The following is a 6,060-nucleotide window of genomic DNA, read 5'->3' on the forward strand; positions in this document are numbered from 1 at the left end:
TGCTGCGCGGACTCGGCGTGGCCGGGTCGCACGCCCTGGTCGTCCGGGACGCCGGCCGGTGCGGCTGCTGGACGCCGACGGGCAGGAAGTCCAGGTGACCGCCCGCGCGGAGGCCCTCGCGCCGCCCGCCCGCCTGATCCTCGGCGGCCGGACGGTCGAGGTGACCGGCTGGGCCGGGCCGTGGCCGGCGACCGAACGCTGGTGGGACACCGCCGACACCCGCCGCACCGCCCGCCTGCAGGTCACGCTCGCCGACGGCCGTGCCTTACTGCTCGCCGTCGAGGGCGGTCGCTGGCGCGTCGAAGGCGCCTACGACAGCTGAGCAACCGGCGGCCCCGGACCCGATGACCGCACCCCCCGAGCACCACCTGGAACGACATGGGATTCACCAACCACCCCACCACGCCGTGGCGCGAACCGGAGCGCCGCACGGCTGGCGGCCGCGCCGTCCCCGGCGGGGGAGAGGTCGTCCCCTTTCCCGGCCCAGCCGCGTCCACGCCGCCTCGGCCGGAGCCGAGGCGGGCCGGCCCCGGCTGGGCCGAGCTCCACGTCCACACCTCCTACTCCTTCCTCGACGGCGCCTCCGACCCGGCCGACCTGGTCGCCGAGGCCGTCCGCCTCGGCACCGAGGCCCTCGCCGTCACCGACCACGACGGCCTCTACGCCGCAGCCGTCCTCGCCGGCGAGGCCCGCAAGGCCGGCATCGCCACCGTGTTCGGCGCCGAACTCACCCTCGGCGCCACCGGCGAACCCACCGGAACCCCCGACCAGGACGGCGAGCACCTCCTCGTCCTCGCCCGCGGCCCCGAGGGCTACCGACGGCTGTCCAGGACGATCGGCGACGCCCACCTCGCCGGCGCCGGAAAACGCCGACCCGTCTACGACACCGACCGCCTCCCCGACGCCGCCGACGGACACTGGGCGATCCTCACCGGCTGCCGCAAGGGAGCCGTCCGCCGCGCCCTCGAGACCGAAGGACCCGCCGCCGCGGAGCGGGAGCTGCGCGCACTCGCCGACCGGTACGGACCCGCCGACGTGTTCGTGGAACTGACGGACCACCGGGTACCCGGCGACGACGACCGCAACGACGCCCTCGCCGCCCTCGCCCACCGCACCGGCCTCACCCTGATCGCGTCCACCGCCGCCCACCACGCCGCCCCCGCCCAGACCCGCCTCGCCCAGACCCTCGCCGCCCTGCGCCAGCGCCGCACCCTCGCCGACGCCGAGCCCCACCTCGCCGCCGCCGGCACCGCCCACCTGCGCTCACCCGCCGAGATGGCCGCCCGCCTCACCCCCTGGCCCGGCGTCCAGCAGAACACCGTCGACCTCGCCCACGCCTGCGCCTTCGACTTCCGCGCCCTCGACCCCGAACTCCCCGGCTTCCCCGTCCCCGACGGCCACACCGAAGCCGGCTGGCTGCGCCGGCTCACCCTGGAGGCGGCCCGGCGCCGCTTCGACCCCTCGAACACCAGGGCGCACCGGCAGGTCGACTACGAGCTGACGGTGATCGAGCAGCTCGGCATGGCCGGCTACTTCCTGATCGTCCACGACATCGTCGACTTCTGCCGCCGCGCCGACATCTGGTGCCAGGGCCGCGGCTCCGCCGCCAACTCCGCCGTCTGCCACGCCCTCGGCATCACGAGCGTCGACCCGATCCACTACGGCCTGCTGTTCGAACGCTTCCTCAGCCCCGAACGCGACGGCCCGCCCGACATCGACCTCGACATCGAGCACCGCCGCCGCGAGGAGGTCATCCAGTACGTCTACGACACCTACGGCCGCGACCACGCCGCCCAGGTCGCCGACGTCATCACCTACCAGCCCCGCCTCGCCGTCCGCGACGCCGCCCGCGCCCTCGGCCACGCCACCGGCGACCTCGACCGCTTCGCCCGCGAGACCGGCCGGCACGAGATGCCGCCCGCCGACGCGAGCGTTCCCGACGACGTCCGCGAACTCGCCGGGCAACTGCGCGGCCTGCCGCGCCACCTCGGCATCCACTCCGGCGGCATGGTGCTCACCCGCCGCCCGGTCGCCGAGACCTGCCCCACCGAGTGGCCCGGACGCCCGGCCGCTCCGTCCTGCAGTGGGACAAGGACAGCGTCGCCGCCGCCGGCCTCGTCAAGATCGACCTGCTCGGCCTCGGCATGCTCTCCGCCCTCCACGACACCTGCGACCTCGTCGCCGAGCACCACGGCGTGCGGTTCGACCTCGCCACGATCCCGCCGGACGACCCCGCGGTGTACGACATGCTCTGCCGCGCCGACACCGTCGGCGTCTTCCAGGTCGAGTCCCGCGCCCAGGCGTCCGCCCTCCCGCGGATGCGGCCGCGGAAGTTCTACGACCTCGTCGTCCAGGTCGCCCTCATCCGGCCCGGCCCCATCCAGGGCGGCTCCGTCCACCCCTACATCCGCCGCCGCACCGGCCACGAGGAGGCCGCCGTCCCGCACCCGCTCATGGAACGCGCCCTCGCCAAGACCCTCGGCGTGCCGCTCTTCCAGGAGCAGATGATGCAACTCGCCGTCGACTGCGCCGGCTTCAGCCCCTCCGAGGCCGACAGGCTCCGCCAGGCCATGGGCGCCAAACGCTCCCACGAACGCGTCGCCGAACTCCGCGAACGCCTGATCGCCGGCATGGCCGAACGCGGCATCCCGCCCGAGGTCGCCGAGGACGTCTACGTCAAGATCGACGCCTTCTCCTCCTACGGCTTCCCCGAGTCCCACGCCGCCGGCTTCGCCCTCCTCGTCTACGCCAGCGCCTGGCTCAAGCACCACCACCCGGCCGCATTCACCTGCGCCCTGCTCGCCAACCAGCCCATGGGCTTCCACTCCCCGCTCACCCTGATCGCCGACGCCCGCCGCCACGGCGTCGACGTCCGCCCCGCCGACATCAACCTCTCCCGGGCCGGCCCCACCCTGGAGGCCGGCACCGAGCCCGACAGGCCGGCCATCCGCCTCGGACTCGAAACCGTCCGCGGCCTCGGCACCGACCACGCCGGGGCCGTCGCCGCCGGCCGCCCCTACACCGACCTCGAAGACCTCGCCCTGCGCACCGCCCTGCCCGCCCCCGCGCTGGAGGCGCTCGCCACCGCCGGCGCGTTCAAGAGCCTCGGCCTGACCCGCCGCCAAGCCCTCTGGTCCGCCGGGCTGCTCGCCCGCACCGAACCGGGCATGCTGCCCGGCACCGCCCCGGCGCTCACCGCCCCGGACCTGCCCGGGATGACGGCCGTCGAGGAGACCATCGCCGACCTGTGGGCGACCGGCGTCTCCGCCACCAGCCACCCCGTCCAGCACGCCCGCCCCCACCTCGACCGGTGCGGTGCCCTGACCGCCGCCGCCTTCAGGACCGCCCCCGCGAACAGGCCGGTCGTCGTCGGCGGCCTGGTCACCCACCGCCAGCGCCCGCCGACGGCCGGCGGCGTCCTGTTCATCTCCCTCGAGGACGAGACCGGCCTGATCAACGTGGTCTGCCCGCCCCACGTGTGGGAGCGCCGGCGCCGCACCGCCCTGCAGAACGCCGGCCTCCTCGTCCACGGCACCGTCGAGCGCCGCGACGGCGCCACCAACCTCCAGGCCACCCGCCTCGCCCCGCTCACCCTCGCCCCCGGCACCACCAGCCGGGACTTCCGCTGACCACCCGCCGGTGCGTAGGTGCGGGTCCGCCGCCGCCGGCCGACCGGGTGCTGTCAGTGGCGCGGGCTACCGTCGGGGTCACGGCCACGACCAGCAGGAGGGGACAGCAGCCATGGCAGACAACCCCGGCACGCTCGTGCACGGCCGGCGCCGCGCGGTGGGCCGCGACGGCCTGACGGACCGGCAACGGGCCATCCTCGCGGTGATCGCCGACCACACCGCCGCCCGCGGCTACCCGCCCACCCTGCGCGAGATCGGGCGGGCCGTGGGCCTGTCCAGCAGCTCCTCGGTCGCCCACCAGATCAACCGCCTCCAGGACCTCGGCCACGTCGAGGCCGACCCCCAGCGCACCCGCACCTACCGCCTCACCGCCACCCGCCCCACCGCCCCCGGCGGCCCGGAGCGCGGTTCGGTGGCCGTTCCCCTGGTCAGCCCGGGTCACGCCGGCGGCCCGCTCGCCGCCGTGCACGACGAGGACGTGCTGCACCTGCCCCGCCGGATCGTCGGCGACGGCGAACTGATCGCACTCACCGTCCGCGGCGCCGCCACGACCGACGGCACGATGCGCGACGGCGACCTCGTCATGGTCCGCCGCCAGGGCGTCGCGGACGACGACGACCTCGTCGCCGCGATGATCGACGGCGAGACCACCATCAGCCGCTACCGCCGGGACGGCGAACGCACCTGGCTCCTGCCGCACCTCGCCGCCCACCGGCCCGTCCCCGCAGACCGCGCCACCGTCCTCGGCAAGGTCGTCGCCGTCCTGCACACCATGTAGCACCACCGGGACGACCGGCGGCCCGGCTGCACGCCCGACACCGCACCGGTCCTGCGCCCCCACCAGCCTGCCGACCGGCCACCGGTGGGACCGGGTACCGGGGGGTGACCCTGCTCGGGGACGCCGCCCACCTCGCGGCCCCGAACGGCGAAGGCGCCAACCTGGCCATGCTCGACGGCGCCGAACTCGGCACGGCACTCGCCGCGCACCCCGACGACGTCGAGGCCGCGCTCGGCGACTACGAGCAGGCCGTGTTCGCCCGCGGCACCGAGGCCGTCGTCTTCGAAGGCGCCGAGGTCGTCCAGGGGATCGACTCCGAGGACAACACGGCCCGGGCCATGCTCCGGATGATCACCGGACAGGGGCAGTGAACCCCGTGAGCCCCGAGCGGTGCTCTCGCTCCCGCCCTCGTCAGGCTGTCCGACTCCCCTGACAGGAGATGTCAGGGGAGTGCTCCTAGCCTGCGGCCCATGGACAACAGCACCGGCTTCGGCTTCTTCACCGGCACCTACGACGTCGTCAACCGTTGGCGCAAGGACTTCCTCGATCCGACCGAGGGCGACGACCGCTGGGAGGAGTTCCCCGGCATCACCCGCGCCACCGCACACTTCGACGGGCGGGCCAGCTTCGACGAGATCGAGTTCCCGACCAAGGGCTTCACGGGCCTGACCCTGCGCCTGTACGACCCGGCCGCCGACGCCTGGTCCCTGTACTGGGCGAACGAGCGCACCGGCATCCTCTGCCCGCCCGTCGTCGGCTCCTTCCAGCCGGACGGCACCGGTCTCTTCCACGGCGACGACGAGTACCGGGGCCGCACGGTGCACGTCCGCTTCGTCTGGTCGGAGATCACCGGGACCACCGCCCACTGGGAGCAGGCCTTCTCCGTGGACGAGGGCCGGACCTGGATCACCAACTGGCACATGCACATGACCCGCCGCGAGGACTGACCGCCCCGCTCGCCCGGCCGGGGACCCGGGCCGCGCGGCCGCCGCAGACGCTCGGCCTCGATCAGGGCTTGGGGGGCTGGGCGGCCAGCCACAGGCGGGCCGCGTTGATCTCCAGGGCGGGCTTCTCCCAGAGGCCGGCGATGGCGTCCGCGAGGTCCTTGACGTCGGTGAAGCCGGCGAACTTCGCGTTCGGGCGTTCGGCGCGCATGGCGTCGTGGACCAGCGCCTTCACCACCAGGATCGTGGCCGCGGCCTGCGGACCTTCGTCCCCTCCGGCCTTGCGGAAGTCGTCGGCGAGGGCGAGCGTCCACGCCTCGGCGGCGGCCTTCGCGGCCGCGTAGGCGGCGTTCCCGGCGGTGGGCCGGCTGGCACCCTCCGCGCTGATCAGTACGAACCGGCCCCTCCCGCTGCGCAGGAGGGCGTCGTGGAAGGCGAGCGAGGTGTGCTGGACGGTGCGCACCAGCAGGTCCTCCAGGACGGTCCAGTCCCCGAGGTTCGTCTCGGCGAACGTCGCCGAGCCGCGCCAGCCGCCGACGAGGTGGACCAGGCCGTCGATGCGGCCCGAATCCTTCTCGATGCGGTGCGCCCAGGCGCGGGTCGCGTCCGGGTCGAGCAGGTCGACCGTGTCACCGGTCACGGTGGCGCCGCCGTGCGCGGAGCGGGCGGCGTCCACCGCGTCCGCGAGCCGTGCGGCGTCCGCGTCGGC

The 6,060-nt window shown here is 75.0% G+C and carries 5 protein-coding genes and 2 pseudogenes; 6 read left to right on the plus strand and 1 reads right to left on the minus strand.

Annotated elements, in window-relative coordinates; all coding sequences use genetic code 11:
• Positions 1–94: 94 nt before the first annotated feature.
• The 6 genes and pseudogenes from ABZ641_RS23315 to ABZ641_RS23340 all read left to right on the plus strand — a co-directional run bounded on the left by ABZ641_RS23315 (position 95) and on the right by ABZ641_RS23340 (position 5,354).
• Entirely contained in the window at positions 95–322 is a 228-nt protein-coding gene (locus ABZ641_RS23315) for a hypothetical protein (protein ID WP_359984547.1), read from the plus strand.
• 56 nt (positions 323–378) lie between these two features.
• Positions 379–1,995, plus strand: a pseudogene (locus tag ABZ641_RS23320) (PHP domain-containing protein); the annotation flags it as partial.
• Positions 1,996–2,144: 149 nt separating this feature from the next.
• Positions 2,145–3,629 (plus strand): OB-fold nucleic acid binding domain-containing protein, encoded by a 1,485-nt coding sequence (locus ABZ641_RS23325; protein ID WP_359984549.1) that lies wholly within the window; start codon positions 2,145–2,147, stop codon positions 3,627–3,629.
• Positions 3,630–3,741: 112 nt separating this feature from the next.
• Positions 3,742–4,407, plus strand: coding sequence for a transcriptional repressor LexA (lexA, locus tag ABZ641_RS23330; protein ID WP_344624929.1), 666 nt, complete (start codon positions 3,742–3,744; stop codon positions 4,405–4,407).
• Between the two features lie 64 nt (positions 4,408–4,471).
• Positions 4,472–4,778: pseudogene (locus ABZ641_RS23335) on the plus strand (FAD-dependent monooxygenase); the annotation flags it as partial.
• Positions 4,779–4,877: 99 nt separating this feature from the next.
• The gene (locus ABZ641_RS23340; protein ID WP_344624930.1) at positions 4,878–5,354 is read left to right on the plus strand and encodes a hypothetical protein; all 477 of its coding nucleotides are present in this window, start codon (positions 4,878–4,880) and stop codon (positions 5,352–5,354) included.
• Between the two features lie 61 nt (positions 5,355–5,415).
• On the opposite strand, the gene ABZ641_RS23345 is transcribed toward ABZ641_RS23340, so the two are convergent.
• The coding region (locus tag ABZ641_RS23345; protein ID WP_359984552.1) for an SDR family NAD(P)-dependent oxidoreductase at positions 5,416–6,060 on the minus strand (645 nt) is incomplete at its 5' end.

The sequence above is a fragment of the Kitasatospora sp. NPDC007106 genome (assembly GCF_040634455.1).
Taxonomy (GTDB): Bacteria; Actinomycetota; Actinomycetes; order Streptomycetales; family Streptomycetaceae; genus Kitasatospora; species Kitasatospora arboriphila.

Coding starts and splice junctions, on each gene's coding strand:
- ABZ641_RS23325 (WP_359984549.1), top strand. CDS start 2,145: ATGCTCTCCGCCCTCCACGACACCTGCGACCTCGTCGCCGAGCACCAC.
- lexA (WP_344624929.1), top strand. CDS start 3,742: ATGGCAGACAACCCCGGCACGCTCGTGCACGGCCGGCGCCGCGCGGTG.
- ABZ641_RS23340 (WP_344624930.1), top strand. CDS start 4,878: ATGGACAACAGCACCGGCTTCGGCTTCTTCACCGGCACCTACGACGTC.